The organism is Massilia sp. HP4 (genome assembly GCF_005222695.1).
Lineage (GTDB): Bacteria > Pseudomonadota > Gammaproteobacteria > Burkholderiales > Burkholderiaceae_D > Telluria.
In genome coordinates this window covers 21,293-47,227 of the sequence record NZ_STGG01000058.1, presented here as the reverse complement: position 1 = coordinate 47,227, position 25,935 = coordinate 21,293, and the positions used below count along the sequence as shown (strand labels likewise).

At 66.9% G+C, this 25,935-nt stretch carries 24 protein-coding genes; 15 read left to right on the top strand and 9 right to left on the bottom strand.

The genetic code is table 11. The features are described 5' to 3' along the window. Positions 1-21: 21 nt before the first annotated feature. The 11 genes from E8M83_RS22480 (at position 22) to E8M83_RS22430 (ending at position 10,696) form a co-directional block, all read left to right on the top strand. A complete protein-coding gene (locus E8M83_RS22480; protein WP_137175595.1) occupies positions 22-687 on the top strand; it encodes a YbhB/YbcL family Raf kinase inhibitor-like protein in 666 nt (221 codons plus the stop codon). A gap of 40 nt (positions 688-727) precedes the next feature. After that, positions 728-1,435, top strand: a complete 708-nt coding sequence (locus E8M83_RS22475) for a histidine phosphatase family protein (RefSeq protein WP_137175594.1) — start codon at positions 728-730, stop codon at positions 1,433-1,435. A 149-nt stretch (positions 1,436-1,584) separates the two neighbouring features. Next, positions 1,585-2,610 carry a tRNA dihydrouridine synthase DusB gene (gene dusB / locus E8M83_RS22470; protein ID WP_137175593.1) on the top strand — a complete coding sequence of 342 codons (1,026 nt, stop codon included), beginning with the start codon at positions 1,585-1,587 and terminating at the stop codon, positions 2,608-2,610. A gap of 94 nt (positions 2,611-2,704) precedes the next feature. After that, positions 2,705-2,938, top strand: coding sequence for a helix-turn-helix domain-containing protein (locus E8M83_RS22465; RefSeq protein WP_005667930.1), 234 nt, complete (start codon positions 2,705-2,707; stop codon positions 2,936-2,938). Positions 2,939-3,035: 97 nt separating this feature from the next. Continuing rightward, positions 3,036-4,622, top strand: a complete 1,587-nt coding sequence (purH, locus tag E8M83_RS22460; RefSeq protein ID WP_137175592.1) for a bifunctional phosphoribosylaminoimidazolecarboxamide formyltransferase/IMP cyclohydrolase — start codon at positions 3,036-3,038, stop codon at positions 4,620-4,622. A gap of 210 nt (positions 4,623-4,832) precedes the next feature. Beyond that, positions 4,833-5,372, top strand: coding sequence for a crossover junction endodeoxyribonuclease RuvC (ruvC, locus tag E8M83_RS22455; RefSeq protein ID WP_137175591.1), 540 nt, complete (start codon positions 4,833-4,835; stop codon positions 5,370-5,372). Positions 5,373-5,390: 18 nt separating this feature from the next. Further along, entirely contained in the window at positions 5,391-5,969 is a 579-nt protein-coding gene (ruvA, locus tag E8M83_RS22450; RefSeq protein WP_137175590.1) for a Holliday junction branch migration protein RuvA, read from the top strand. A gap of 15 nt (positions 5,970-5,984) precedes the next feature. Beyond that, positions 5,985-7,052: a Holliday junction branch migration DNA helicase RuvB gene (ruvB, locus tag E8M83_RS22445; protein ID WP_137175589.1), complete on the top strand. Its 1,068-nt coding sequence runs from the start codon at positions 5,985-5,987 to the stop codon at positions 7,050-7,052. Between the two features lie 115 nt (positions 7,053-7,167). Then, positions 7,168-8,982 (top strand): CIA30 family protein, encoded by a 1,815-nt coding sequence (locus tag E8M83_RS22440; RefSeq protein WP_137175588.1) that lies wholly within the window; start codon positions 7,168-7,170, stop codon positions 8,980-8,982. A gap of 14 nt (positions 8,983-8,996) precedes the next feature. Then, positions 8,997-10,094 carry a sensor histidine kinase gene (locus tag E8M83_RS22435; protein WP_137175587.1) on the top strand — a complete coding sequence of 366 codons (1,098 nt, stop codon included), beginning with the start codon at positions 8,997-8,999 and terminating at the stop codon, positions 10,092-10,094. Beyond that, positions 10,091-10,696, top strand: coding sequence for a response regulator transcription factor (locus E8M83_RS22430; RefSeq protein ID WP_137175586.1), 606 nt, complete (start codon positions 10,091-10,093; stop codon positions 10,694-10,696). Before E8M83_RS22435 ends, E8M83_RS22430 begins: the two co-directional genes overlap by 4 nt. A gap of 13 nt (positions 10,697-10,709) precedes the next feature. On the opposite strand, the gene E8M83_RS22425 is transcribed toward E8M83_RS22430, so the two are convergent. The 4 genes from E8M83_RS22425 to E8M83_RS22410 form a co-directional block, all read right to left on the bottom strand. Continuing rightward, positions 10,710-11,174: a hypothetical protein gene (locus E8M83_RS22425; protein ID WP_137175585.1), complete on the bottom strand. Its 465-nt coding sequence runs from the start codon at positions 11,172-11,174 to the stop codon at positions 10,710-10,712. 165 nt (positions 11,175-11,339) lie between these two features. Beyond that, complete coding sequence (locus E8M83_RS22420) at positions 11,340-11,681, bottom strand: SMR family transporter (RefSeq protein ID WP_137175584.1); 342 nt, start codon at positions 11,679-11,681, stop codon at positions 11,340-11,342. Positions 11,682-11,720: 39 nt separating this feature from the next. Continuing rightward, the gene (locus tag E8M83_RS22415; RefSeq protein ID WP_137175583.1) at positions 11,721-12,173 is read right to left on the bottom strand and encodes a DUF2147 domain-containing protein; all 453 of its coding nucleotides are present in this window, start codon (positions 12,171-12,173) and stop codon (positions 11,721-11,723) included. Positions 12,174-12,264: 91 nt separating this feature from the next. After that, on the bottom strand, positions 12,265-12,462 hold the full coding sequence (locus E8M83_RS22410) for a hypothetical protein (protein ID WP_137175582.1): 198 nt from the start codon (positions 12,460-12,462) through the stop codon (positions 12,265-12,267). 135 nt (positions 12,463-12,597) lie between these two features. On the opposite strand from E8M83_RS22410, the gene E8M83_RS22405 reads away from it, so the two are divergent. Next, positions 12,598-14,076: a sodium:alanine symporter family protein gene (locus tag E8M83_RS22405; RefSeq protein ID WP_137175581.1), complete on the top strand. Its 1,479-nt coding sequence runs from the start codon at positions 12,598-12,600 to the stop codon at positions 14,074-14,076. A gap of 1 nt (position 14,077) precedes the next feature. Here the strand turns inward: E8M83_RS22405 and E8M83_RS22400 are convergent, their stop codons facing one another. The 3 genes from E8M83_RS22400 to E8M83_RS22390 are packed head-to-tail and all read right to left on the bottom strand — an operon-like array spanning position 14,078 to position 18,498. Next, positions 14,078-16,483, bottom strand: coding sequence for an ABC transporter permease (locus E8M83_RS22400; protein ID WP_137175580.1), 2,406 nt, complete (start codon positions 16,481-16,483; stop codon positions 14,078-14,080). A 10-nt stretch (positions 16,484-16,493) separates the two neighbouring features. Beyond that, positions 16,494-17,174 (bottom strand): ABC transporter ATP-binding protein, encoded by a 681-nt coding sequence (locus E8M83_RS22395; protein WP_137175579.1) that lies wholly within the window; start codon positions 17,172-17,174, stop codon positions 16,494-16,496. 40 nt (positions 17,175-17,214) lie between these two features. Further along, complete coding sequence (locus E8M83_RS22390; protein WP_137175578.1) at positions 17,215-18,498, bottom strand: efflux RND transporter periplasmic adaptor subunit; 1,284 nt, start codon at positions 18,496-18,498, stop codon at positions 17,215-17,217. Positions 18,499-18,679: 181 nt separating this feature from the next. On the opposite strand from E8M83_RS22390, the gene E8M83_RS22385 reads away from it, so the two are divergent. After that, positions 18,680-20,014 carry a sigma-54 dependent transcriptional regulator gene (locus E8M83_RS22385; RefSeq protein WP_137175577.1) on the top strand — a complete coding sequence of 445 codons (1,335 nt, stop codon included), beginning with the start codon at positions 18,680-18,682 and terminating at the stop codon, positions 20,012-20,014. Beyond that, on the top strand, positions 20,004-21,215 hold the full coding sequence (locus E8M83_RS22380; RefSeq protein ID WP_137175576.1) for a PAS domain-containing sensor histidine kinase: 1,212 nt from the start codon (positions 20,004-20,006) through the stop codon (positions 21,213-21,215). The genes E8M83_RS22385 and E8M83_RS22380 overlap by 11 nt, the downstream gene beginning before the upstream one ends. Here the strand turns inward: E8M83_RS22380 and E8M83_RS22375 are convergent. Next, positions 21,212-21,823 carry a TetR/AcrR family transcriptional regulator gene (locus E8M83_RS22375; protein WP_137175575.1) on the bottom strand — a complete coding sequence of 204 codons (612 nt, stop codon included), beginning with the start codon at positions 21,821-21,823 and terminating at the stop codon, positions 21,212-21,214. The genes E8M83_RS22380 and E8M83_RS22375 overlap by 4 nt on opposite strands. Before the next feature lie 129 nt (positions 21,824-21,952). Between E8M83_RS22375 and E8M83_RS22370 the strand changes: the two genes are divergently transcribed. Then, entirely contained in the window at positions 21,953-22,978 is a 1,026-nt protein-coding gene (locus E8M83_RS22370; protein WP_206077508.1) for an MBL fold metallo-hydrolase, read from the top strand. A gap of 45 nt (positions 22,979-23,023) precedes the next feature. Here the strand turns inward: E8M83_RS22370 and E8M83_RS22365 are convergent, their stop codons facing one another. Beyond that, positions 23,024-25,822, bottom strand: a complete 2,799-nt coding sequence (locus E8M83_RS22365) for a valine--tRNA ligase (protein WP_137175573.1) — start codon at positions 25,820-25,822, stop codon at positions 23,024-23,026. Between the last annotated feature and the right edge of the window lie 113 nt (positions 25,823-25,935).

The following is a 25,935-nucleotide window of genomic DNA, read 5'->3' as shown; positions in this document are numbered from 1 at the left end:
TCTAGTAGCCTGGGAGGTCACATGCGAATCTGGAGCGACTCATTTACCGATGGGGCAGACATCCCCGCCGCCTGCGCGTTCGCGGTCAGCGATCCTGACGTCCACGTCAAGCTGTCGAGCAACCGCAATCCCCATATCGCCTGGGACGACGTGCCTGCCGGTACCGAGTCCCTGGTGCTGATCTGCCACGACCCCGACGTGCCGTCCGACGGTAGCGACGTCAATAAAGAGGGGCGCACCGTGCCAGCCGGCTTGCCGCGCGTCGATTTCTTTCACTGGACGCTGGCCGATATCCCGGTCTGCCTCAAGTCGCTGGCCGAGGGCATGTTTTCCGACATGGTCACGCCGCATGGCAAGCCCGGTCCCGAGGTTGCCTTCACGATCAAGAACGGCACTGAGCACGAACTGCGCCATGGGGTCAACGACTATACCGGCTGGTTCGCGAGCGATCCCGACATGGCGGGCGAGTTCCATGGTTACGACGGCCCATGCCCGCCATGGAACGACGAGCGCGTGCACCATTATGTGTTTACCCTGTATGCGCTCGACATCCCGCGCCTGCCGCTCGAGGGGCGGTTCACCGGGCACGAGGCGCGCATGGCGATCCAGGGCCATATCCTCGACGAGGCGCGCATCTTCGGTACGTATTCGCTCAATCCTCGCGTCACGGCCGAGCTGTCCAAATAATTCTTACTTAGATGCCCCGAGGTTCGGGCGCAAGAACCTCATGACCCTGAACGATGCCGCCGTGGGCGCAACCACGATCCTCCTGATCCGCCACGGCGAAACCGCCTGGAATGCCGAACGCCGGTTGCAGGGCCATCTCGATATCGCGCTCAATGCCGAGGGCGAGCGCCAGGCGGCGGCGCTAGGCGCGGCGCTAGCGGGCGAACATATCGACCTGGTCATTTCCAGCGACCTGGCGCGTGCGCGGCAGACGGCCGAGGCGGTCTGCCGCGCACGCGGCGCGCCCGGATTCGCGGCCAGCGCCGGCGCGGTTCTACTCGATCCCCAACTGCTCGACCCCCAGTTGCGCGAACGCTGCTATGGCGGCTTCGAAGGCTTGCTGTACAGCGAGATCGCGGCGCGCTTCCCGCTCGAGTTCGCGGCCTGGCAGGCGCGCAATATCGATGCGATCCTGCCGCCAGGTAAAAACCAGGGCGAAACCTTCCGCAGCTTCTTCGACCGGACGACGACGGCCATCCTGGGCCATGCGGCCCGCCATCCCGGCCAAACCCTGGCGCTGGTGGCCCATGGCGGCGTGCTCGAGTGTGCCTATCGGGCCGCCCTCGGCCTGCCGCTGGAAACGCCGCGCGACTTCAAGGTGCACAACGCCAGCATCAACCGTTTCACGGTCGAGCAGGGCCGCCTGACGCTCGTCAGCTGGGGCGAAATCGGCCACTTGCGCCAGGTGGCGCTGGACGACTTGCCCTGAGCGGCAGGCGCGCAGGACGCACGCCATAACGCCCATTTCTTCTTCCTGCCAATATCGCACGCGCAACAATCATTATAAATTTGCTGATAATTTGAGCAGCGCTTGGGGTAAAATAGCAGGTTCCCAAGAAACTTCTGAGTTTTTCTGCTGTGCAAATCGGTCCATATCACCTGCGTAATAACGTCTTTGTCGCCCCGATGGCCGGAGTGACGGACCGTCCGTTCCGGCAACTGTGCAAGCAGCTCGGCGCGGGCTATGCGGTGTCCGAAATGGCGGCATCGAACCCGCGCCTGTGGGCCAGCGAAAAGACCTCGCGCCGCACCGACCACGCGGGCGAGATGGAGCCCAAGGCGGTGCAGATTGCCGGCGCCGATCCTAAAGACCTCGCCGATTGCGCGAAGTTCAACGTCGAGCGTGGCGCCCAGATCATCGACATCAATATGGGTTGTCCGGTCAAGAAAGTGTGCAATAGCTGGTGCGGTTCGGCCCTGTTGCAGCACGAAGACCTGGTCGAGCGCATCCTGCACGCCGTGGTCGAGGCGGTCGACGTGCCGGTCACCCTGAAGTTCCGCACGGGCTGGGATCGCCAGAACAAGAACGCGCTGCGCATCGCGCGCCTGGCCGAGCAGGCCGGCATCCAGATGCTGACCTTGCACGGCCGCACCCGCGCCGACGGCTACAAGGGCGAGGCCGAGTACGACACCATCCGCGCCGTGAAAGAAGCGGTGGGCATCCCGCTGGTGGCCAATGGCGACATCACGACGCCCGAGAAGGCGAAGTTCGTGCTCGACTACACCGGCGCCGATGCCGTCATGATCGGCCGCGCGGCCCAGGGCCGGCCGTGGATCTGCCGCGAGATCGACCATTACCTGCGTACCGGCGAACACCTGCCGGCGCCGCTGGTCGACGAGGTGCGCGAATTGATGAACGAGCACTTGCCGGCCCATTACGCCTTTTATGGCGAATACGTCGGCGTGCGCACCGCGCGCAAGCACATCGGCTGGTATGTACAAGACCTGCCTGGCGGCGAGGAATTCCGGCAACGCATGAACCTGCTGGAATCGACTGCCGAGCAACTGGCCGCGGTCGATGCCTTTTTCAAATTGCAGCACCGGCATGGCGAGCGGTTACAATACCGCCCCTCGCATCCGCTTGTCGACGCGATCGCGGCATAAGCACCAGGAACAAGCACCACACCACAAGAAGAACTCGGGGACGCGCTGTGCGTGAGCGCAGCAATCATTAAACCAGGATGAAGCAGCAGAAGACATGAGCAAAGAAAGTATCCAGGAAGTCGTCCAGAAGAGTCTCGAAGACTATTTCAACGATCTGGGCGAACAAAAGCCGACCAACATCTACGACATGATGGTGTTGACCGTCGAAAAGCCCGTCCTCGAAGTGGTCATGTCGCGCGCCGACGGCAACCAGTCGCACGCCGCGCAGATGCTGGGCATCAACCGGAACACGTTACGCAAGAAACTGCAGGAGCACGGGCTGCTCTAAGCGTGGTCGTCGTGGCCGCGCCCCGGGCGCGTGGCCATTGCCTCAGTCACGCAGTCCGCCTGCCCGGCGCCAGGAATTCTCAACCATAGGCCACACCATGATCAAACAAGCTCTCATTTCCGTCTCCGACAAGACCGGCGTGCTCGACTTCGCGCGCGCTCTCTCCGCGCTCGGCGTCAACATCCTGTCCACCGGCGGCACCGCCAAGCTGCTGCAGGACAACGGCGTGCCGGTGACGGAAGTTGCCGACTACACCGGTTTCCCGGAAATGCTGGATGGCCGCGTCAAGACCCTGCACCCGAAAGTGCACGGCGGCATCCTGGCGCGCCGTGACTTCCCCGAGCACGTGGCCAAGCTGGAAGAGCACGCTATCCCGCAGATCGACATGGTCGTGGTCAACCTGTATCCATTCCAGCAGACCGTCGCGAAACAAGAGTGCTCGCTGGAAGACGCGATCGAGAACATCGACATCGGCGGCCCGACGATGCTGCGTTCGGCGGCCAAGAACCACCGCGACGTGGTCGTGATCGTCGACCCGGCCGACTATGGCGTGGTGCTGGCCGAAATGAAGGGCCAGGGCGAAGCCACCGGCCCGGTCAGCTATGACACCAAATTCCGCCTGGCCAAGAAGGTGTTCGCGCACACCGCGCAATACGATGGCGCGATCACCAACTACCTGACCAGCCTGGGCGAAGACCGCGCACACGCGACCCGCTCGAGCTTCCCCCACACCCTGAACATGGGCTTTGAAAAAGTCCAGGACATGCGCTACGGCGAGAACCCGCACCAGGGCGCCGCCTTCTACCGCGACCTGGTCACCGTGGATGGCGCGCTGGCCAACTACACCCAGCTGCAGGGCAAGGAACTGTCGTACAACAATATCGCCGATGCCGACGCGGCCTGGGAATGCGTCAAGTCGCTGGGTGGCCTGGGCCAGGCTGCCGGCTGCGTGATCGTCAAGCACGCCAACCCATGCGGCGTGGCGATCGGCGCCGACGCGCTGGACGCCTACTCGCGCGCGCTGCAGACCGACCCGACCTCGGCCTTCGGCGGCATCATCGCCTTCAATGTCGAAGTCGACGGCAAGGCGGCCGACGCCCTGTCGAAACTGTTCGTCGAAGTGCTGATCGCACCGTCGTTCACCGCCGAAGCACGCCAGATCATGGCGGCCAAGCAGAACGTGCGCCTGCTCGAGATCGCCCGGGGCGCCGGCCAGAACGCCTATGACGTCAAGCGCGTCGGCGGCGGCCTGCTGGTGCAGTCGCCCGATGCGAAAAACGTGGGCCTGGGCGAACTGCGCGTGGTCACCAAGAAGCACCCGACCCAGCAGCAGCTGCAAGACATGATGTTCGCCTGGCGCGTGGCCAAGTTCGTCAAGTCGAACGCCATCGTGTTCTGCGCCAACGGCATGACCCTGGGCGTCGGCGCCGGCCAGATGAGCCGCATCGACTCGGCCCGCATCGCCTCGATCAAGGCCCAGAACGCCGGCCTGTCGTTGGCCGGTTCGGCCGTGGCGTCGGACGCCTTCTTCCCGTTCCGCGATGGCCTCGACGTGGTGGTCGACGCCGGCGCGACCTGCGTGATCCACCCGGGCGGCTCGATGCGCGACCAGGAAGTGATCGACGCCGCCGATGAGCGCGGCGTGGTGATGCTGTACACCGGCACCCGTCACTTCCGCCATTGATTGTCAAGATGCTGGCTGCGTCGCGGCCATGCATCTTGTGATTGAACGCGTCGGCAGGAAACCTGCCGACCCTACGTAGGGTTGGCGGCTATGCCGCCGACGCGTTCAAATCACGTATGATCGACCACATGGTGCAACGGACCCACCATATACCTGTGTTTTTGCACAGTATTTTCCCACGAACACCCCCAGCCGGGGTAACATTCCACCATGATTATTCTCGGCATCGACCCGGGCCTGCGCACGACGGGGTTCGGCGTCATTGAAAAACACGGCGCCAGGTTGCGCTATATCGCCTCGGGCACCATCAAGACCGGGCTGGAAGGCGCGTTGCCGCCGCGGCTCAAGGTCATCCTGCACGGCGTCAGCGAAATCATCGCCACCTACCAGCCGGCCTGTTCGGCCATCGAAAAAGTCTTCGTCAACGTCAATCCGCAATCCACGCTATTGCTGGGCCAGGCACGCGGCGCCGCGATCACGGCCCTCGTCAGCGCCGACCTCGACGTGGCCGAATACACGGCGGTGCAGGTCAAGCAGGCGGTGGTCGGCACCGGCAAGGCGGCCAAGCCGCAGGTGCAGGACATGGTCGCACGCTTGCTCAAGCTGCCCGGCCTGCCGGGCGCCGATGCCGCCGACGCCCTCGGCGTGGCCATCTGCCACGCCCACAGCATCGACACCCTGGCGCTGCTGAATGGCCTGGCGCCCGCCGGCCAGGCGCTGCGCATGAAGAACAGCCGTCTCGTCTCATAAAACATGTAAGGAACACCGATGATCGGTCGCCTCTCTGGAATCCTGCTCGAAAAAGCGCCGCCGCACGTGCTGGTCGATTGCAATGGCGTCGGCTATGAAGTCGACGTGCCGATGAGCACCTTCTACAACCTGCCGCACACCGGCGAAAAAGTCGTGCTGTTCACCCACCTGGTGGTGCGCGAGGATGCGCACCTGCTGTTCGGCTTCGGCTCGGCCTCGGAGCGCGCGCTGTTTCGCCAGCTGATCAAGATCACCGGCATCGGCGCGCGCATGGCGCTGGCGATCCTGTCCGGCATGACGGTGGCCGAGCTGTCGCAGGCCGTCACCCTGCAAGAGACCGGCCGCCTGGTGAAGGTGCCGGGCATCGGCAAGAAGACCGCCGAACGGCTGCTGCTCGAACTGAAAGGCAAGCTGGGCGCCGATATCGGCGCGGTCGCGGGTGCGGCCCGTGACGACGCGCAGGCGGACGTGCTCAATGCGCTGGCCGCACTGGGGTATTCTGACAAGGAAGCGCTGCTGGCGATCAAGAACATGCCGGCGGGTTCCAGCGTCTCGGACGGCATCAAGTTCGCCCTGAAGGCGTTGTCCAAAGCCTAATCGAGATATCGCGCCATGAGCATCCAGACCGACAGTTTTACCGAACACCGCGTGATCGACGCCGCGCCGGCCTCGCCCAACGAAGAGGCGATCGAACGCGCCTTGCGCCCGAAGCAGCTGGACGAATACGTCGGCCAGGAGAAAATCCGCGACCAGCTCGAGATTTTCATCAGCGCGGCGCGCAAGCGGCGCGAGGCGCTCGACCACACCTTGCTGTTCGGCCCGCCAGGCCTTGGCAAGACCACGCTGGCCCACATCATCGCGCGCGAGATGGGCGTCAACCTGCGCCAGACTTCGGGCCCGGTGCTCGAGCGTCCGGGCGACCTGGCGGCGCTGCTGACCAATCTCGAGCCGAACGATGTGCTGTTCATCGACGAGATCCACCGCCTGTCGCCGGTGGTCGAAGAGATCCTGTATCCGGCGCTCGAGGACTACCAGATCGACATCATGATCGGCGAGGGCCCGGCCGCGCGCTCGGTCAAGCTGGATCTGCAGCCGTTCACGCTGGTCGGCGCCACCACCCGCGCCGGCATGCTGACCAATCCGCTGCGCGACCGCTTCGGCATCGTGGCGCGCCTCGAGTTCTATAACGTTCCCGAGCTGACCAAGATCGTGCTGCGCAGCGCCGCGCTATTGAACGCGCCGATCGACGAGGACGGCGCGCGCGAAGTGGCCAAGCGGGCGCGCGGCACGCCGCGGATCGCCAACCGCCTGCTGCGCCGCGTGCGCGACTACGCCGAAGTCAAGGGCAATGGCGACATCACGCGCGAGATCGCCGACCTTGCCCTGAAAATGCTCGATGTCGACACCGTCGGTTTCGACGTCATGGACCGCAAGCTGCTGGAGGCGGTGCTGTTCAAGTTCGCCGGCGGCCCGGTCGGCATCGGCAACCTGGCGGCGGCGATCGGCGAAGCCGCCGACACCATCGAGGACGTGCTCGAACCCTATCTGATCCAGCAGGGCTACCTGCAGCGCACCCCGCGCGGACGGATCGCCACGCCGCTGGCCTACCAGCACTTCGGCGTGGCAGCGCCGCGCATCAGCCCGACGGGCGATTTGTGGGATAGCCTGCCGCCAGCGTGAGCTGCGTGAAGGGGCGACGCGGATGACATTTGTCATCCCGGATTGATGGCAGGCGATTCTATCGGCCAGGCGCGGGCGCCGACATACTGGTCTCACACCAAACTGTGAGGAAACCATGTCCACTCCCGCCCTGAAAGCAGTCATCGCCGTCGCCGGTCTTTCGCTGTCCACCCTGGCGCTGGCCGCCGCCACCCTGGTCCAGGACGTGCGCGTCTTCGACGGCAAGGCCGTGCACGAACGCCGTTCCGTGCTGTTCGACGGCGGCGTCATCCTCGATGCCGATTTTCGCGGTACGCCCCCGATCGGCAGCCGCGTCGTCAGCGGCGCCGGACGCACCCTGTTGCCGGGCCTGATCGATGCCCACACCCACGCATTCCAGCAACTCGACCTGCCGCTGCTGTTCGGCGTCACCACGCAGGTCGACATGTTCACCGCCGTGCCGCTGATGCAGGAGGTCAAGGCCAGCATGGCGGCGGGCCAGAACGCGGGCCGGGCCGACATGTTCTCGGCCGGCACCCTGGCCACCGCCCCGAACGGCCACGGCACCCAGTACGGCCTGCCGATTCCAACCCTGGAGCGCCCGGACCAGGCGCGCGACTTCGTCGATGCCCGCATCGCCGAAGGTTCGGACTTCATCAAGATCGTGCTTGAAGCAGGCGGGAAGGGCACCAGCAAAATGAACTCACTGGACCTGGCGACCGCGAAGGCGCTGATCGAGGCCGCCCACCTGCGCGGCAAGCTGGCGGTGGTCCACGTCAGCAACGAGCAGGACGCGCGCGCCGCGCTCGAGGCGGGCGCCGACGGCCTGGTGCACCTGTACCTGGGCGCTGCGCCAGGTGCGCAGGACATCGACAGCCTGGTCCAACTGGCCAGGCGCAAGGGCGCCTTCGTAATCCCGACCTTTGCAGTCCTGGAGAGCATGGCCGGCGTGCGCGGCGACGACCTGCTTGCCGAATCCGGGCTGGCGGCGCTGGTCGGCCGTGATGGCGCGGCCACGCTCAAGGCGCGCTACGGCGCCCAGGCCCGGCCGCAGGAGCTGGCGGCGCCGAAGGCCGTCACCGCCGCGCTTACCAAGGCGGGCGTGCCGGTCCTGGCCGGGACCGATGCGGGCAACGCCGGCACCTTGTATGGCATCAGCATGCACCGCGAACTGGCGGCGCTGGTCGACGCCGGCCTGACGCCGACCCAGGCGCTGGCCGCCGCCACCAGCGCCCCGGCCACCGCCTTCAGGCTGGGCCAGCGCGGCTGCATCGCCAAGGGTTGCAAGGCCGACCTGCTGCTGGTCGGCGGCAATCCGGCGGCCGACATCCGGGCCACGCGCCGCATCGTCGAAGTCTGGAAGGACGGACAGAGCGCGAATGCGCTGCGCGATGCGCGGCGCCAGCGGGTGGCGCAGGAAGGCAGCAGCGCTACCCGCCAGGCGCTGCCGCCGGATGGCCGCATCAGCGACTTCAGCGCCAGCCGCCTGGGCAGCCCGTTTGGCAGCGGCTGGATGCCGTCGACCGACCAGTTCGCCGGCGGCAAGTCGACCGTCAGGCTCGAAGTGAGGCCGGCGCTGCCCGACGGCCAGGTGCCGCTGGCGGTGCATGCCACGGTCGCGCCGGGCTTGCCTTTCGCGTGGTCCAGCGTGGCCTTCATGCCGGGCGCGCAGCCGATGCAGCCGGCCGACCTGAGTGCGGCCAAGACCCTGCGCTTCAAGGTGCGCGGCGACGGCCATACCTACCAGGCGATGCTGATGGGCGCCGGCAGCCAGCGGCCGAGCATGGTGCCTTTCGTGGCCGGGAAAGAATGGGCCGAGGTGAGCCTGCCTTTGACTGCCTTCGCCGGCATCGATCCGGCCGCCGTCGCCATGCTAGCATTCAGTGCCGGACCGCAGCCGGGCGAGTACCGCTTCGAACTCGCCGACGTGCGCCTGCTGGACCGGGAATAACGATGGAGCCGACGATGAAGACGACCTTCAGGCAAGTGCTGGCGCGGCCCTGGATCCCGCCCGAATATGGCAATCTGCAGTATGTCTGGCTGCTGTCGCTGGGCTACCTGTTCTGGAAGTTTGCCTACGTGACCCCCGAGGTACTGGAGCTGGCACTGCTGGCGCTGACCTTGGCCGTCTTCATCCCGCTGTATTGCGCCAGCTTCTGGGCGCGCGGCTGGCAGGTGCTGGCCTGCGTGGCGGCCGGCTGCCTGCTCGGCACGGCGTGGGCGCGCTGGAACCCGGGTGCTGCATCTTTCTTCATCTTCGCCTGCGCCATGTGCGCCCGGTTCCCGGGCACTGGCCGCGCCGTCGGCGCCATGGTGGGCGTGATCGCCTGGGGTGGCGCGGCGTCGTTCCTGGCCGGGCCGATGCAACTGATCCTCCTGATGCCGATCCTGATGGCCGGCTTGCCGGTCGGGCTGTCCTGCATCATGGATGCGCGCCAGCGCAGCGCGCGGATGCAGTTGATGCGCAAGCAGGAAGAAGTCGAACACATGGCGCGCATCGCCGAACGCGAACGCATCTCGCGCGACCTGCACGATCTGCTCGGCCATTCGCTGTCGCTGATCGCCCTCAAGGCCGAGCTGGCGCGCAAGCTGGCGGGGCGCGACGCCGAAGCCTGCGCGCGCGAGATCGCCGACATCGAGGAAAGCGCGCGCACCGCCCTGGCCGAGGTGCGCACGGCGGTCACCGGCTACCGCGAGAGCGGCCTGGCCCAGGCCTTGGCCAGCGCCCGCGCCAGCCTGCAGGCTGCCGATGTCGTATTGGACGAACGGGTCGAGCGCATCGACCTGGCGCCGGCCGCCGAACACGTGGTGGCGCTGGCGGTGCGCGAGGCGGTGACGAATATCGTGCGCCACGCCCGGGCGTCGCGCTGCACCCTGTCGCTGAGCCGCGAGCAGGGCAATGCGGTCTTGCGCGTGCACGACGACGGCCGCCTGCGCGATGCGGATGAACTGCGGCACGGTAACGGCCTGGCGGGCATGCAGGAGCGGGTGGCGGCGCTCGGCGGACGGCTGTCGCTGCGGGCCGGCGACGGCCTGGCGCTCGAGCTGCAGGTGCCGGCATGATCCGGGTCCTGATCGCCGAAGACCAGAAGCTGGTGCTGGGGGCCTTGAGCGCCTTGCTGCGGCTGGAGCCGGACGTCGAGGTGGTGGCCGGCGCATGCGACGGCCGCGAGGCGCTGGCCCTGTGCGAACGGCTCGTGCCGGACATCGTGCTGACCGATATCGAGATGCCGCACATGACCGGCATCGAGCTGGCGCAGGCGCTGGCCGGGCGCAAGCTGGCCTGCCGTGTCGTGGTGGTGACGACCTTCGCCCGCAGCGGCTACCTGCGGCGCGCCATGGAGGCCGGGGTGCGCGGCTACCTGCTCAAGGATGCGCCGGTCGACGCGCTGGCCGACGCGATCCGCGTCGTGCACGGGGGCGGGCGCGCGATCGCCCCCGAGCTGGCCCTGGAAAGCTGGAACGGAGGCAGCGATCCGCTGACCGAGCGCGAACGGCAGGTGCTGCGCCTGGCCGGCGAGGGCCGCAGCAGCGCCGAGATCGCGCGCCAGGTCCATTTGTCCGAAGGGACGGTGCGTAACTATCTGTCGGAAGCGATCAGCAAGCTGGGCGCCGCAAATCGGGTGGAAGCGTACAGGATGGCGCGCGATGCCGGCTGGCTTTGAGGAATCGGGCTGACTACAGCGGCTGGGTGAACCGGCGCACGCGCTGCGCAGTGCGGCGCAGTGGAATCCACTGGACCGGCTTCGGCGCGCGCCGGGGCGTCTTGGGCACGATCGGCTGCTGCGGCACATGGGTCAGGGGATAGATGAAGCTGCAGTAGATCAGGATCGTCAGCATCAGCAGGAAGGTGCACAGGTAGACCATCAGCATATTGCTGGCATGCCAGATCACGATGCCGCTGGCGCCGAAGGGCAGCATCAGCAGCAGCGCGGCGAGCGAACGCAGCACGGGATCGCGGTTCATGCGGTGGCCGGCCATTGCGACCAGGAAGAAGCCGCCGCAGCCGAGGGCCACGCCGACCAGCACGATATACGGCTCGATCCAGTCCGGGATGCCGTGCGCGGTCGAGGCCAGCAGCGCGGCCGGCAACAGGATGCCGAATACGCCGCCAGCCAGGCTGAGCAGGCGTATGACGCGCATGGCCCGTCCGCGGAAGACGGGGCGTGCGGCACGCGCTACGGAAGTCGGTTTCATGGCGCCAGGGGTCGATGGTGGGCTGGAAGTAACGCTCGACAACACGTCACGGTTGACGTGGTCCTGGCGTAAGCATAGCCCACATTGCCCGGCCCGTGAATCAAGCGTGCGCTAGTGCCCGACGCTCTTCGAAAACAGGTTGATCACCAGTACGCCGGCGATGATCAGGGCCAGGCCGGCGATTGCCGCCAGGTCCAGGCTTTGCTTGAAATACAACCAGCTGACCAGGGAAATGAGCACGATGCCGACGCCGGACCAGATCGCGTACGCGATCCCGGTGGGCAGTACGCGCAGGCTGAAGGTGAGCAGGTAGAACGACAGGGCGTAGCAGCCGACCGTGATCAGGCTGGGCACGGGACGGGTAAAACTGTCGGAGGCCTTGAGGGCGGTGGTGCCGATCACCTCCGCCACGATCGCAAAGCCGAGGTAAATATAAGCTTGATTCAGGGTCATCAGGAAGAAAAACGGCCCGTTGCCGGGCCGCGGTAAAGGTTATTGCTCGCGCTGCCAGGTCTGGGTGCGGCCGAACATCGGCGCCCCGACATAGCCGCGCACTTCGAGCTTGCTGCCGTTGTCGGCCAGGCTGGCCTTGCTCTTGTAGGTCTTGCCGGCGGCCGGATCGAGGATCTCGCCGCCGGTGTATTCATTGCCGTCCTTCTTGAGTCCCGACAGGATGGTCATGCCGATGATCGGCTGGTCCTTGCGTGCGTCGGTGCATTTCACGCATTTCGGGTTCTGGTCCTCGGACGGTTCGCGGTACAGCTTCTCGATCTTGCCGGTCAGGACGCCGCCTTCTTCGCTGATGCGCACCAGCGCCTTGGGCTTGCCGGTCTTGTCGTCGATGGTTTTCCAGGCGCCGACCGGCGAGGCGTTTTGCGCGAGTGCGGCGGTGGGCAAGGCGAGTACGGCGGCGGCGATCAGGCCAGCTTGGATCAGGTGTCGCATGGTGTATCTCCAGTGTTGTTGTTGGTATGGCGGAGTGTAGCAAAGCCGCTTGCGCACTAGAGGGACCGAAATCAGAGGATTTCCTCCAAAACTACGGCGCGTTGCGCACGTCTTCCGGCGTCACCTGGTGACGGCGCTCGGCCGGGCGGGTCAGTACGCGCATCGTGACGTCCAGCGGCACACCGAGCTCGGCGAGCTGGCGCGCGGCGCTGGTGCGCTGTTCGGGGGACGCCTCGTGGATCACGGCGTCGATGCGCAGGGAGGTCTTGTAGTCGCTTCGTCGGTCCATGTGGCGATCCTATCACGTCTTGACGGTGCGCTATTTCCTGCAACAGTGCCCAGCCATTCTATTTTTTTCGGATGCAAGTTTTGCATGAACTGTTGTATCTTGTTGCATCTTTTGCCCACGCTACAAGGACATTGCATGCTCGACCTGGTCAACGCCGTCAACGGCATCATCTGGAGCCCCATCATGATCGCCCTGTGCCTGGGGGCCGGGCTGTATTTCTCGCTGCGCTCACGCTTCCTGCAGGTACGCCACGTGCGCGAGATGGTGCGCCTGATGCGCGAAGGGAAAAGCTCGGAGCAGGGCGTGTCCTCGTTCCAGGCGCTGGCCATGACCCTGGCCGGCCGGGTCGGCACCGGCAATATCGCCGGCGTCGCCACCGCGATCACCTTCGGCGGCCCGGGCGCGGTGTTCTGGATGTGGATGATGGCCTTCCTCGGCGCGAGCTCGGCCTTCGTCGAATCGACCCTGGGCCAGGTCTACAAGGAGCCGGTCGGTAACCAGTACCGGGGCGGCCCCGCCTTCTATATCGAAAAAGGCTTGGGCATGAAGCGCTATGCCTGGACCTTCGCGATCGCCACCCTGTTCGCGACCGGGCTGCTGCTGCCGGGCGTGCAGGCCAACTCGATTGCCGAGGGCCTCAAGACCGCTGCCGGCATCGACCCGCTGTACACCGGCATCGGCCTGGCCGTGGTGCTGGCCATCATCATCTTCGGCGGCGTGCGCCGCATCGCCCACTTCGCCGAGGTCGTGGTGCCGTTCATGGCCGCCGCCTACATCCTGGTGGCGCTTGTGATCGTGGGGATGAATATCGGCGCGTTGCCGGGCGTGCTGCAACTGATCTTCAGCTCCGCCTTCGGCCTGGACGCCGGCTTCGGCGCCATGCTTGGCCTCGCGATCCAGTGGGGCGTCAAGCGCGGCATCTATTCGAACGAGGCTGGCCAGGGCACCGGCCCGCACGCTTCCTCGGCGGCCGAAGTGAGCCACCCGGCCAAGCAGGGCCTGGTGCAGGGCTTCTCGGTCTACATCGACACCCTGTTCGTGTGCTCGGCGACCGCCTTCATGCTCTTGATTACCGGCCAGTACAACGTCGAGCGGCCCGACGGCAGCCCGGTGTTCGTCGGCATCCAGGGCATTGCCTCGGGACCGGGCTACGTTCAGACCGCGCTCGAAAACACGCTGCCGGGCTTCGGCGCGCTGTTCGTGGCGATCGCGCTGCTGTTCTTCGCCTTCACCACCATCGTGGCCTACTACTACATTGCCGAGACCAATATCGCCTACATGGACCGCCACGGCCGCCATCCATGGCTGGGCTTCGTGCTCAAGCTGTGCATCGTCTCGGCCACCATCTACGGCGCGGTCAAGACCGCCGACGTGGCCTGGGGCCTGGGCGACATCGGCGTCGGCCTGATGGCCTGGCTGAACGTGGTCGCCATCGTGCTGTTGCGTAAGCCGGCGTTCAAGTGTCTCGCCGATTACGAAGCCCAGAAGAAGGCCGGCAAGGATCCGGAGTTCGATCCGGTCGCGCTCGGGATCGAGAACGCGCACTACTGGGAACAGCGCGCCGCCAACCGCAAGCTGCAGGCCGGCGTGCGCGACGACGCCCCGGTCAAGTAAGTCATTCGCGCAGCGCCTGCGCCGGCCGCAGGCGCATCGCCGCCAGCGCGTGGCGCACGGTGGCGCCCAGCGCCACTACGCAGGCCAGCAGCAGGCCCAGCGCCAGGGTCCAGCCACCGATCGGCGCCCGGGTGGCGAATCCTCCCAGGTAGTGCTGGATCGCCAGCCAGGCCAGCGGCAGGCCAAGCAGCGCGCCGCCCGCCACCAGCAGGCCGATGTCGCGCGCCACCAGGCGGCCGATGGCGCCGGGGCTGGCGCCATACAGCTTGCGCATCACGATTTCCTTCGAACGCCGTTGCACGCTGTAGGCCGCCAGCACATAGATGCCGAAGGCCGCGATGGCGCTGGCGATCGCGCTCGATGCGCCCAGCAATCGCGACAGGCGCAGGTCGTCGGCATAGAACATGTCCGAGGTGAGCTTTTGCATGCGCACCACGCCCAGGGTCTCGTTCGGGAAGTGGCGCGGCCATAGTGCCTCGATCTCGCGCGCCACGGCGTCGGGATTGGCGCGTGCGCGCACCGTGAACATGCGCACCTGTTCACGCAGATAATAGGCGACCGGCGGCTGACGGTCGCGCGCCGAACGATGGCGCAGGTCGGGGACGACGCCCACTACCTGCAACGCGGTTTCGCCATCCGTGCGCAGCAGCATCTTGCCGACCGCGTCTTCGGGGCTGGCATAGCCGAGCAGGCGGGCGGCGCTGCTATTGATGATCACGCGGCCCTGATCCTCGCGGCCATCGAGCGCAGGGTCGAACAGGCGCCCGGCCACCGGGCGCACGCCCAGCACCTCGAAGAACTCCGGGCTGAGCACGTACAGGCTGAGGTCGGCCGCTTGCCCGCCTTCGCGCTGCATGCTGATGATGTTGTGACCGACGCTGAACGGCATCTGCGACGCGGCCACCCCGGCCACGTCAGGCAGGCGCGCGATTTCGTCGCGTAGTGCGCGCGTGCGCGGGTCGCGCAGGTCGTTGTTGGCGCCGAACATCAGCAGCGGCGCCGCGTCGAAGCCGGGGTCGATGGTGCTGGCGTGGCGCGTTTGCCAGGCCACCGCCAGCGTGGTGGCGGTCAGGCCCATGGCGGTGGCGATCTGCAGCACTGTCAGCGTGCGCCGCAGCCACAGGCCGTGGACGCTCTCGCTACCGTCGCGCCCCGCCAGTGCGGCGCCCGGGCGTACCCGCAGGGCCGACCAGGCCGGCCAGGCGCCGGCAGCCAGGCCGAGCGCCAGCCCGAGGGCCAGGGTCGCCAGCACGGCGGCGGGCGTGAACATGGCGTCGAACTCGCGCTGCACCAGGTCGGCAAACACCGGCAGCAGCAGCCAGGCCAGCAACAGGCCGGCCAGTGTCGCCACCGTGCAGACCAGCACCGACTCGGCCAGGAACTGGCGCGCCACCGCCGGCGCCGACGCGCCCAGCACCTTGCGCATCGCGATCTCGCGCTGGCGCGCCAGGGTGCGCACCGTGGCCAGGTTGACGTAGTTGGTGGCGGCCAGCAGCAGGATCAACAACGCCACCAGCCCCAGGCCGAGCATGCCCTGGCGGTTGCCGTGCACGGCATGGCCGCCGTCGAGGTCGGGATCGAGGTAGACGCCCGGCAGGGGGGCGAGGCGATAGTCGATCAAGTCGCCGCCTCCCAGGGCCGCAACCTGTCCGGCATAGTCGCGCTGCACCAGCGGCGACTGGCGCAGGCCGCGCCGCACGTTCTCGAGCACCGCTTCCGGATCCGCCCCCGGCAGCAGCTTGATATACACGCTACCCCCGACGAAGCCCCACGAACGCTCCAGGCTGCGGCGCATGCCATTCGGCAGCACCGAGCCCTGGACGCCGGACAGCGCCTCGTAAGGCATGGTGGTGGCCGCAGGCTGGTCGGCCAGCACTGCGGCCACGGTATAGCTCGCGCCATCGCCCTCCATGGTGGCGCCGACCACGTCTTCGCGGCCGAACAGGGTCACGGCGGTCTTGCGTGTCAGCGCCAGTGCGCCGGGGCGGGTGAGGGCGGCCTGCAGGTCGCCCGCCAGCACCTTCGGCGCGAAGATCTGCACGAAGGCGGGATCGACCAGGGTCACGCCGAAGGCGCGCACCTGGTTATCGACGCGTACATCGAGGGCGCGCTGCAGGAAGGCCGTGGCCAGCAGCGGCTGGCCGCTGGCCAGGGCCGCGTCGCGCGCCGGCAGGCTGGCCATGGCCGTCCATTTGTGGCCCATCAGGTCGATATTCCAGCGCTCCAGCAGCAGGTGCACGCGCCCGGCCTCGGGCACGTGGCGATCGTAGGAGAAGGCGTGGCGCACCAGGCCAAGCAGCAGGAAGCAGGCGGCGATGCCGGTCGCCAGCCCGAGGATCACGACCGCGGAAAACGCGCGGTCCCTGGCCAGCAGGCGCCAGCCGATACGAAAGTCGCTCAATAGCATGGACGTCTCCTCACGCTGCCTGCAGCGCGTCGACCACGATGCGGCCGTCGAGCAGGCGCAGGGTGCGCGAAGCCTGGGCCGCATGCGCGGGCGAGTGGGTGACCATGACCACCGTCGTGCCTTCGGCATTGATGGTGCGCAGCAGGCGCATCACCTCGTCGCCGTGGGCGGTGTCGAGGTTGCCGGTCGGTTCGTCGGCCAGCAGCACGGCTGGCCCGGCCACCAGCGCGCGCGCGATCGCCACCCGCTGCTGCTGGCCGCCCGACAGCTGCGAGGGCCGGTGCCGGCTGCGGTGGGCCACACCCAGGCGCTCCAGCATCGCCCCCACGCGGCGGCGCCGCTCGCCGCCTGGCACGCCGGTGTACTCGAGCGCCAGCTCGACGTTCTCGAACACGCTCAGTTCCTCGATCAGGTTGAAGCTCTGGAAGATGAAGCCGACCATGCCGCGCCGCAGGCCGTTCAGGCGCGCCTCGCTCCAGCCGGTCACGTCGTGGCCGTCGAACAGGAAGGCGCCGGAGGTCGGCACGTCGAGCAGGCCGAGCAGGCCCAGGAGGGTCGACTTGCCGCAGCCCGAAGGGCCGGTGATGGCGACGTATTCGCCGGCGCCGATCTCGAGGTCGATGCGGTCGAGGGCCGTGGTCCGGACGTCGCCCGCCACGTGGATCTTGCTGACGCCTGAAAGCTTGAGCATGGTGTTTTCCTGTTCAATGTGATGATGATAAACCGTCGGTTCAATCGGTCAGCCGCAGCCGCTCGGCCTTGCCGAAACCGGTGTAGCCCGAGACGATGACTTGTTCGCCCGCGGCCAGGCCCGATAGCACCTCGACCTGGGTCGGGCTGCGCCGCCCGAGCTTGACCTCGCGCCTGGCGGCGTGGCTGCCGTCACTGGCGACGACGAAGGCCCAGGCGCCGCCGCCGTCGTTGGCGAAGGCGCCGTTCGGCAGCAGCAGGGCGCGCGTGCTGTGGCCGAGGGTAAGCCGCACGTCCATGCCCTGGCCGGGGCTGATCACGTCCGGCTGGGCATCCAGGAACACCAGTTCGGCGGTGAAGCGGCCCTCCTTGATCTGCGGGTAGACGGTGCCCACCCGCAGCGGGTAGGTCTTGCCGTCCTGGGCAATGCGGCCTTCGCGGCCCGGGGTGACGCGACTGAGGTAGAACTCGTCGACCTGGGCACTGAGCTTGAAGCGGTTAGGATCATCGATGCGGCCGATGGCCTGGTCCTGGCGCACCGCCTGGCCGACCAGCAGCCGAAAGTCGGTCAGCACGCCGTCGCTCGGGGCGCGCACCGCCAGCGCGTCGACCGTGGCGGCCACCAGTTCCAGGCCCGAGGCCAGGCCGCGGATCGCCTGGTCCATCTGGTCCTGGGCGCGCCGCCTGACGCCTTGTTCGAGCCTCGTGCCGCGCCGTTCTTCATCCAGTGCACGGCGCGCCTGGGCCAGCTTGTCCTGCGATTCTTCGAGCGCCACCGTAGAAATGAAGCCGTCCTGCGCCAGGCGGGCGTTGCGGGCGTGCTGCTTTTCACTTTGGTCGAGCGCGAAGGCGAGGTCGCTCAGGCGGCGCTGGTGGTCGGTCCGCACTGCCTCTTGCGCCACCTGCAGGTTGGCCAGGTTCGAGATCTGCTGCGCATGTTCGGCCTGGCGCGCCAGCAGTTCCAGGTTGCGTTGCGGGTTCGACAGGCGAAACAGCAGGTCGCCCTTCTTGACCATCTGGCCATCGCGGGCGAAGACTTCCTCGACGCGGCCGGATTCGACCGAGTCGAGCATGATCGAATTGAGCGGCTCGGCCAGCGCGCGCACCACGATCTCGTCGCGGAACACGCCGGCTTCGACCTTGGCGATGCGCACGTCGCGCAGCTCGACGTCGAGGCCGCGCGGCAGCATTTGCCACAGCAGGGCGCCGGCGGCGCCAATGGCGGCGAAGGTCAGCGCAAAATGCGCGGCGCGGCGGCCGCGCCGTGGCGGCAAGGTCACGTCCATGGCGGCGCCGGTGACGGCGGGTGGGGGTATCTGGTCCATGCCGGAACTCATTGCAAGCGCCGTGCCAGGCGGTTTTCAGGGCCCTTGGACGGTTTTTTGTCGCTTACCTGTCCGATTCCGGACAGGTAAGGTGTGCGGATCTGGACAGGTGTCCGGGGGCGGCTGCACGGCGCCATTTGGCGCTGCTAGAATGCCTGCTGACCTGTCCATCCCGACCTCAATGCCTGATTCTGCCGCGCGCATCCTGATCCTCGACGACGACCCCGACGTCGCCTGCGCCGCACAGATGCTGCTGCGCCGGCGCCACGGCGCGGTGGCGACACTCGACGATCCCATGCGGCTCGACGCCTTGCTGGAGACTGGTGTGCCCGACTTGGTCCTGCTCGACCTGAATTTCACGCCGGGACGCATCGACGGCGCCGAGGGGCTTGCAGTGCTCGACCGCCTGCGCACCCTGGCCGCCGCGCCGGCCGTGATCGTGCTGACCGCCTACGCCGACGTGCCGCTGGCGGTGGAAGCGCTCAAGCGCGGCGCGGGAGACTTCATCACCAAGCCGTGGGACAATGCGCGCCTGCTGGCGGCGGTCGACGCCGCGCTGGCGCGGCGCGGCGCCAGGACCGTTGCCGTCGATGCGAGCCTGATGGGCGACTCGCAGGCCATGCAGGAGGTGAAGGCGACGATCGCCAGCGTAGCGCCGACCGCGGCCAATGTGATGGTGCTGGGCGAGAACGGCGTGGGCAAGGAACTGGTGGCGCGCGCCATCCACGCGGCGTCCAGCCGAGCGCACGGCACCTTCCTGGCGGTCGACATGGGCGCCGTGCCAGAGGCGACCTTCGAGAGCGAGATGTTCGGCCACCGGCGCGGCGCCTTCACCGACGCCAGGGCCGACCGCGCGGGCCGCTTCCAGGCCGCGCAGGGCGGCACGCTATTCCTCGACGAGATCGGCAACCTGCCGCTGGGCGCCCAGGCCAAGCTGCTGACGGTGCTGGAGCGGCGCCAGGTGACGCCGGTCGGCGCCGACCGCGCCGAGGCGGTCGACGTGCGCATCGTCAGCGCCACCAACCTCGATGAAGCGCGCCTGTTCGACGCAGCGCTGTTTCGCACCGACCTGCTGTTCCGGCTGAACACGATCGTGATCCGCGTGCCGCCGCTGCGCGAACGGCGGGGCGATGTCCCGGCGCTGCTGCATCACTACCTGTCGCTGTATGAAAGCCAGTACGCCCGGCCGGTGCGCGAGCTGGCGCCGGGCGCGCTCGATCGCCTGTGCGCCTGGGACTGGCCGGGCAATGTGCGCGCGCTGCGCCATGCCTGCGAGCGCGCCGTCATCCTCGGCAATCGTCCCGACTACCACGTCGACGATTTCGGCCTGGTGGCGCCGGCGGCGCCATTCACCGCGCCAGCGCCATTGAGGGAGGAATTCAAGCTCGGCACCCTGGAGCGCGACACCATCGCCGCCGCCATGGAGCAGGCCAAGGGCAATATCAGCCTGGCCGCGCGCCTGCTGGGCCTGAGCCGCGCGGCGCTGTACCGCAAGCTGGGCAAGCATGGGATCTAGGTCCGGCATCTGGCTGGCCCTGGCCGGCATGCTGGCGCTGGCCTTCGGCGCGGGCATATTGGGCGAATCGCCGCGCCTGCAGGTGGCGTGCGCGCTGGCGGCATTGCCATTGCTGGCGCTGCTGTGGTGGTGCGTGGAGCGGCTGGCCAGGACGCGCGGAGCGCCGCCTGTCGTCGTGGATCCCGGCATCGACCGGCGCGCGCTGCTCGACAACGCGCTGGCCCTCGAGGCGCGGCTCGAACACGCGCCGATCGCGCTGTTCTCCATCGATGCCGCCGACGGCGTGGCCCCGCTCAATGCCAGCGCGCGCAAGCTGGTCGCGCCGGGCCGCGCGCTTGACGCCGGGGCGCTATACCGGCAATTGGTCGTGCAGACGGGGCAGCGGCGGCTGGTCGAATTCGACACCGAGCGTGGCGTCGAACGGGCGCTGGTGGCGGTAGCGATGCTGACCCTGCACGGCGCGCCGCAGCGTCTCGCCGCCCTGATGCCGGTCGAGAGCGAGCTCGAAGCCGAGGCCCTGAAATCCTGGCGCCAGCTGGTGCACGTGCTGACTCACGAGATCATGAATTCGCTGACGCCGGTTGCCTCGCTGTCGCGCACCGCGCGCGACTTGCTGGATGACGCATTGGACAGATCCGGGGCCGGCCTGCCGCCCGACGTCGGCGCCGACCTCAAGACGGCGTTGGATGCGATCAACCGCCGCGCCGACAGCCTGGTCGGTTTCGTCGCCAGTTACCGCAGCCTGTCGAACGTGCCGCCCGCGCGGCCCGAGCGCGTGGTGCTTGTCCAGTTGTTCGATCGGGTGAATGCGCTGGTGGGACCAGGCTGGCGCGGGCGCGGCGGGAACGTGGCGTTCAGCGTCGAGCCGGCATCGCTGGAATTGATGGCCGATCCCGGCCAGCTGGAACAGGCACTCATCAATCTCCTCAAGAACGCCTTCGAGGCCACGCAGCCTGGAGGCTGCGCACGGGTCGATGCGCGCCTGGTGCGCGGCAGCCGCCTGCGCATCGAAGTCGCCGACGATGGCGTCGGCATCCCCGAGGAGTCGGTCGCCCACATCTTCACGCCGTTCTACACGACGAAAAAGCAGGGCGGCGGCATCGGGCTGGCGATGGTGCGCCACCTGGTCCATGAAAACGGCGGCACGGTGCGCTATGCCAGGTCGGTGGGCAAGGGCGCCCGCTTCGTGATCAGCTTCTAGTCGGCCGCGAAATACGACAGGAACATCGACACCGCGGCGTCGATCACGCGCTCCTGCTCGGCCGGCGCGAGCGGCGCGGCGCCCATCGCGATCTGCGGCCAGAAGGCGAAGGTCTTGATCTGGCCCTGCAGCAAGGTCGCAGCAAACACTGGATCGCCGGGCTTGAGCTTGCCGTCGGCCTGGGCCGCGCGAATCCAGGCCGTGACGCCTTCTTCGCGCTCGCCCAGGCGGGCCAGGATGGGCAGCGTGCGCTCGGGCGAATGGATCGCTTCGCCCATCGCCACCCGCGCCAGGGCCAGGAACTTAGGATCGTCCAGGGTGCGCATCTTGAGCGTCATCAATTCAACCAGCTGCTCGCGCAGGCCGCGTGTGCTCTGGTAGCCCAGTTCGAGCTCACCTGCGCTGCTCTCGAACATCTGCATCACCGTCTCGGCGAACAGCTCTTCCTTGCTGGCGAAGTGGTTGTAGACGGTGCGCTTGGATACTTCGGCAAGGGCCGCGATCGCGTCCATACTGGCGGTCTCGTAACCATGGACGCGAAACTGCTCGGCAGCGGCAGCCAGGATGGCGCTGCGTTTTCGGTCGGTCAGGCGGGTCGGCGTGTGCATACGCGAATTTTACACTCAGTAGTTTACTTCTTCACTATGTGATACTACACTGTGTAGTGTACTTTATGACTACCCATCGACATCATGCGCCTACTATTCGGCACCATCCTACTTGGAGCAATCGCTATCATGGCTTCCTGCACCTCCATCGCCAGCACCGCCACCGCGCCGGCCTCGCCGCAATTCCACGACGGTAAATACCGCAACCCGGTCGAGATGCACAAGATGAGTTTTGGCGAAATGGCCAAGCTCTGGTGGATCTTCTTGTTCGACAAGCCGAAAGGCACGATTCCCGAACAGGCGGTGCCGGTGCGCGCCCTGAGCCAGGCCGCGTTGCTGGCCGCGCCCGACAACACCCTGTACCGCCTCGGCCACTCGACCATGCTGATCAAGCTGGGCGGCGAGTTTTATCTGACCGATCCGGTGTTCTCCGAACGCGCCTCGCCCGTCCAATGGGCCGGCCCGGCGCGCTTCCATGCGCCGCCGATCTCGATCGACGAACTGCCGCCGATCAAGGCCGTGATCCTGTCGCACGACCATTACGACCACCTCGACCACGGTTCGGTGACGGCGCTGGCGGCCAAGACCACGATGTTCCTGACGCCGCTGGGCGTGGGCGACCGGCTGATCGACTGGGGCGTGGACCGCGCCAAGGTGCGCCAGTTCGACTGGTGGCAGGGGACCGAAGCAGGGGGCGTGCGCATCACCGCCACCCCGGCCCAGCACTTCTCTGGCCGGGGCCTGCACGATGCCGGCAAGACGCTGTGGGCCTCGTGGGTGATCCAGCACGGCGACCTGCGCCTGTTCTTCAGCGGCGACACCGGTTACTTCAAGGGTTTCAAGGAGATCGGCGCCAGGTTCGGTCCGTTCGACGTGGCCCTGCTGGAAACCGGCGCCTACGACAAGCGCTGGCCCGACGTCCACATGCAGCCCGAGGAAACCATGCGGGCCTTCCACGACTTGAACGCCGGCTGGCTGTTCCCGGTGCATAACGGCACCTTCGACCTGGGGATGCACCGCTGGCAGGATCCGTTCGACCGGATCGCCAAGCTGGCCGACGACAAGGGCGTCAAGTTGACCACACCCGAGATGGGCGAGGCGCTGGACCTGAAGCAGCCGCATGCCGGCGGGCGCTGGTGGCAGAACCTGAAATAAAAAAACGCGGCCGAGGCCGCGTTTCTTGTTTCGGCGTGCGCCGGATCAGGCGGTCGGCAGCTTCGCCAGTTGCTCCTGCATCTTGGCCAGCGTGGCCGAGAAGTTCGCGACACGTTCCTGCTCCTGCGCCACGACAGCAGCCGGCGCACGCGCAACAAAACTCTCGTTCGACAGCTTGCCGTTGGCCTTGGCGATCTCGCCGGCCACGCGCGCGATCTCCTTCGACAGGCGCTCGCGTTCGGCGGCAACGTCGATCTCGACCTTCAGCATCAGTTTGGTGGTGCCAACGATCGACACCGCGGCCGGCGATTCCGGCAGCGCGTCGACGATCTGCACCTCGGCCAACTTGCCCAGCAGCTGGATGTAGGGTGCGAATACCGCCATCTTTTCGCGGTCGGCTTCGTTGGCCGGCTCGACGATCAGCGGCACGCGCACCGACGGCGACAGCGACATCTCGCCGCGCAGGTTGCGGGTGGCGTCGGTCAGCGCCTTGAACTGTTCCATCCAGGCTTCGGCTTCCTCGTCGACCAGCGAAGTGTCGGCCAGCGGGTAGGGCTGCAGCATGATCGTCTCGCCAGTCTTGCCGGCCAGCGGCGCGATGCTCTGCCACAGCGCTTCGGTCACGAACGGGATGATCGGATGCGCCATGCGCAGGATCACTTCCAGCACGCGCAGCAAGGTGTGGCGGGTGGCGCGCTGCTGCGCTTCGGTGCCCTGCTGGACGCGGACTTTCGCGACCTCGAGGTACCAGTCGCAGTACTCGTCCCACACGAATTTATAGATGCTGCTGGCGATATTGTCGAAGCGGTAGTCGGCGAAGCCTTTCGCGACATCCAGTTCGACGCGGTTCATCAGCGAGATGATCCAGCGGTCCGCCGGCGACAGGTCTTTGGCAGCCGGGGCGCCGCAATCCTTGCCTTCGGTATTCATCATCACGAAGCGGGTCGCATTCCACAGCTTGTTGCAGAAGTTGCGATAACCTTCGGCGCGGCCCAGGTCGAAGTTGATGTTGCGGCCCAGCGAGGCGTAGCTGGCCATTGTGAAGCGCACGGCGTCGGTGCCGAAGGCCGCGATCCCGTCCGGGAATTCCTTGCGGGTGGCCTTGGCGATTTTGTCGGCGGCGCGCGGATCCATCAGGCCGGTGGTGCGCTTGGCCACCAGGCTATCGAGATCTATTCCATCGATCAGGTCGATCGGGTCGAGCGTATTGCCCTTCGACTTCGACATCTTCTGGCCCTGCGAGTCGCGCACCAGGCCGTGCACATACACGGTCTCGAACGGCACCTTGCCGGTGAAGTGGGCGGTCATCATGACCATGCGCGCCACCCAGAAGAAGATGATGTCGAAGCCCGTCACCAGGACCGACGACGGCAGGAACATCTTCATGTCCGGCGTTTCCTCAGGCCAGCCCATGGTCGAGAAGGGCACCAGCGCCGACGAGAACCAGGTGTCGAGCACGTCGTCGTCGCGCCGCAGTTCACCGGCGATGCCTTGTGCCTTGGCCTTGGCCTGCGCTTCTTCTTCATCGCGCGCGACGACGATCGTACCGTCTTCGGCGAACCAGGCCGGGATGCGGTGGCCCCACCACAGCTGGCGCGAGATGCACCAGTCCTGGATATTGCCGAGCCACTGGTTGTAGGTCGTGCTCCAGTTCTCGGGCACGAACTTGATCTCGCCATTGGCGACTTTTTCCAGCGCCACGTCGGTGATCGACTTGCCGGGATTGAAGGTGCCTTCCGGCGCCGGCTTGGTCATGGCGACGAACCACTGGTCGGTCAGCATCGGTTCGATCACGACATTGGTGCGGTCGCCGCGCGGCACCATCAGCTTGTGCGGCTTGATCTGTTCCATCAGCCCCAGCGCTTCGAGGTCGGCGACGATCTGCTTGCGCGCGGCGAAGCGGTCCAGCCCTTGGTACTGGGCAGGCGCGTTCTCGTTGATCTTCGCATCCAGCGTGAAGATATTGATCGGCTCCAGGTTCGCGCGCTGGCCGACGGCGTAGTCGTTGAAATCGTGGGCCGGCGTGATCTTGACGCAGCCGGTGCCGAATTCCTTGTCGACGTAGCTGTCGGCGATGATCGGGATCTCGCGGCCGGTCAGCGGCAGCTTGATCAGCTTGCCGTGCAAGTGGGTATAGCGTTCGTCGGTCGGGTCGACCGCGACCGCGACGTCGCCCAGCATCGTCTCGGGGCGGGTGGTGGCGACCGTCAGGTGGCCGCTACCGTCCACCAGCGGATACTGGATGTACCACATCGAGCCGTCTTCTTCCTGCGAATCGACTTCGAGGTCCGAGACCGCGGTGCCCAGCACCGGATCCCAGTTGACCAGGCGCTTGCCGCGGTAGATCAGTCCCTGCTCGTACAGGCGCACGAAGACTTCGACCACCGACTTGGAGCGGGTGTCGTCCATCGTGAAGTATTCGCGCTGCCAGTCGGCCGAGGCGCCCAGGCGGCGCATCTGGCCGGTGATGGTGTTGCCCGACTTTTCCTTCCACTCCCAGACTTTTTCCAGGAAGGCGTCGCGGCCGAGGTCGTGGCGCGAGATCTTCTGGGCGTCGAGCTGGCGCTCGACCACGATCTGGGTCGCGATGCCGGCGTGGTCGGTGCCCGGCACCCAGGCGGTGTTGTAGCCGCGCATGCGGTAGTAGCGGGTCAGGCCATCCATGACGGTCTGGTTGAACGCGTGGCCCATGTGCAGCGTGCCGGTCACGTTCGGCGGCGGCAGCTGGATGCTGAACGACGGCTTGCCCTCGTCCATGGTGGCGGTGAAGTAACCGCGCTTTTCCCACTCGGCGCGCCAGAATTGTTCAATATCGGCTGGCTCGAAAGACTTGGCTAATTCCATGATGTGCTGGTAAGTGAATTTTTTTGCGAAAGAACCATTATAGGTCACCTTCCAGCGCCAGCCTATCTCTGCGACACCGTTCGAAACGGGCGCCGCGCGCCGTCCCGCCAATC

Excerpts from the sequence above, each read along its gene's own strand:
- E8M83_RS22440 (WP_137175588.1), top strand. The coding sequence starts at position 7,168 with ATGTCCACTCCCGCCCTGAAAGCAGTCATCGCCGTCGCCGGTCTTTCG.
- ruvB (WP_137175589.1), top strand. The coding sequence starts at position 5,985 with ATGAGCATCCAGACCGACAGTTTTACCGAACACCGCGTGATCGACGCC.
- E8M83_RS22465 (WP_005667930.1), top strand. The coding sequence starts at position 2,705 with ATGAGCAAAGAAAGTATCCAGGAAGTCGTCCAGAAGAGTCTCGAAGAC.
- E8M83_RS22430 (WP_137175586.1), top strand. The coding sequence starts at position 10,091 with ATGATCCGGGTCCTGATCGCCGAAGACCAGAAGCTGGTGCTGGGGGCC.
- E8M83_RS22420 (WP_137175584.1), bottom strand. The coding sequence starts at position 11,681 with ATGACCCTGAATCAAGCTTATATTTACCTCGGCTTTGCGATCGTGGCG.
- E8M83_RS22380 (WP_137175576.1), top strand. The coding sequence starts at position 20,004 with ATGGGATCTAGGTCCGGCATCTGGCTGGCCCTGGCCGGCATGCTGGCG.
- purH (WP_137175592.1), top strand. The coding sequence starts at position 3,036 with ATGATCAAACAAGCTCTCATTTCCGTCTCCGACAAGACCGGCGTGCTC.
- E8M83_RS22390 (WP_137175578.1), bottom strand. The coding sequence starts at position 18,498 with ATGGACCAGATACCCCCACCCGCCGTCACCGGCGCCGCCATGGACGTG.
- E8M83_RS22475 (WP_137175594.1), top strand. The coding sequence starts at position 728 with ATGACCCTGAACGATGCCGCCGTGGGCGCAACCACGATCCTCCTGATC.
- E8M83_RS22365 (WP_137175573.1), bottom strand. The coding sequence starts at position 25,822 with ATGGAATTAGCCAAGTCTTTCGAGCCAGCCGATATTGAACAATTCTGG.
- E8M83_RS22370 (WP_206077508.1), top strand. The coding sequence starts at position 21,953 with ATGGCTTCCTGCACCTCCATCGCCAGCACCGCCACCGCGCCGGCCTCG.
- E8M83_RS22435 (WP_137175587.1), top strand. The coding sequence starts at position 8,997 with ATGAAGACGACCTTCAGGCAAGTGCTGGCGCGGCCCTGGATCCCGCCC.
- E8M83_RS22395 (WP_137175579.1), bottom strand. The coding sequence starts at position 17,174 with ATGCTCAAGCTTTCAGGCGTCAGCAAGATCCACGTGGCGGGCGACGTC.
- E8M83_RS22425 (WP_137175585.1), bottom strand. The coding sequence starts at position 11,174 with ATGCGCGTCATACGCCTGCTCAGCCTGGCTGGCGGCGTATTCGGCATC.
- E8M83_RS22405 (WP_137175581.1), top strand. The coding sequence starts at position 12,598 with ATGCTCGACCTGGTCAACGCCGTCAACGGCATCATCTGGAGCCCCATC.
- ruvC (WP_137175591.1), top strand. The coding sequence starts at position 4,833 with ATGATTATTCTCGGCATCGACCCGGGCCTGCGCACGACGGGGTTCGGC.
- E8M83_RS22385 (WP_137175577.1), top strand. The coding sequence starts at position 18,680 with ATGCCTGATTCTGCCGCGCGCATCCTGATCCTCGACGACGACCCCGAC.
- E8M83_RS22415 (WP_137175583.1), bottom strand. The coding sequence starts at position 12,173 with ATGCGACACCTGATCCAAGCTGGCCTGATCGCCGCCGCCGTACTCGCC.
- ruvA (WP_137175590.1), top strand. The coding sequence starts at position 5,391 with ATGATCGGTCGCCTCTCTGGAATCCTGCTCGAAAAAGCGCCGCCGCAC.
- E8M83_RS22400 (WP_137175580.1), bottom strand. The coding sequence starts at position 16,483 with ATGCTATTGAGCGACTTTCGTATCGGCTGGCGCCTGCTGGCCAGGGAC.
- E8M83_RS22410 (WP_137175582.1), bottom strand. The coding sequence starts at position 12,462 with ATGGACCGACGAAGCGACTACAAGACCTCCCTGCGCATCGACGCCGTG.
- E8M83_RS22375 (WP_137175575.1), bottom strand. The coding sequence starts at position 21,823 with ATGCACACGCCGACCCGCCTGACCGACCGAAAACGCAGCGCCATCCTG.
- E8M83_RS22480 (WP_137175595.1), top strand. The coding sequence starts at position 22 with ATGCGAATCTGGAGCGACTCATTTACCGATGGGGCAGACATCCCCGCC.